This window comes from Liquorilactobacillus uvarum DSM 19971, assembly GCF_001434935.1.
GTDB lineage: Bacteria > Bacillota > Bacilli > Lactobacillales > Lactobacillaceae > Liquorilactobacillus > Liquorilactobacillus uvarum.
Genome location: NZ_AZEG01000118.1, coordinates 1 through 429 on the forward strand (window position 1 = coordinate 1; position 429 = coordinate 429).

Sequence of the window (429 nt, forward strand, 5' to 3'; positions counted from 1 at the left end):
TTATTCAAGGGGCACCCGCTTTCGTTGAATCAGCTTTTGACTTGCCGGCCACCGTTCTCCTGTAAAGCCGACAAATTCGATCGTTAGCTTTATATCTTGTCGTAATGCTTTTAACGGCTCTGGTGCAAAGTTTGCCTGGCAACTTCATTCTAGTATACTGAGTGACAAGAAACGAGGGATTGTGCGCATGAATTACTTTAAAGGACGCCACTTTCAACAGGATATCATTATAGTAGCCGTTGGCTACTATTTTAGGTTCAGTCTCAGCCACCGTGATATCGTTGAATTGCTACGTGATCGCGGGGTTAGTGTGCATCACACCACGGTCATGCGTTGGGTTCATCATTATGGTCCCATCTTTAAGGCTTTATGGCGCCAACATCAAACCTCCCATACCAAAAGTTGGAGGATAGACGAGACTTACATTAA

The 429-nt window shown here is 44.8% G+C and carries 2 pseudogenes; one reads left to right on the plus strand and one right to left on the minus strand.

Annotation, left to right across the window (positions count from 1 at the left end):
• Positions 1 to 114 (minus strand): annotated as a pseudogene (locus FD20_RS13195) (acetyl-CoA carboxylase); the annotation flags it as partial.
• 73 nt (positions 115 to 187) lie between these two features.
• On the opposite strand from FD20_RS13195, the pseudogene FD20_RS13200 reads away from it, so the two are divergent.
• Positions 188 to 429, plus strand: a pseudogene (locus FD20_RS13200) (IS6 family transposase); the annotation flags it as partial.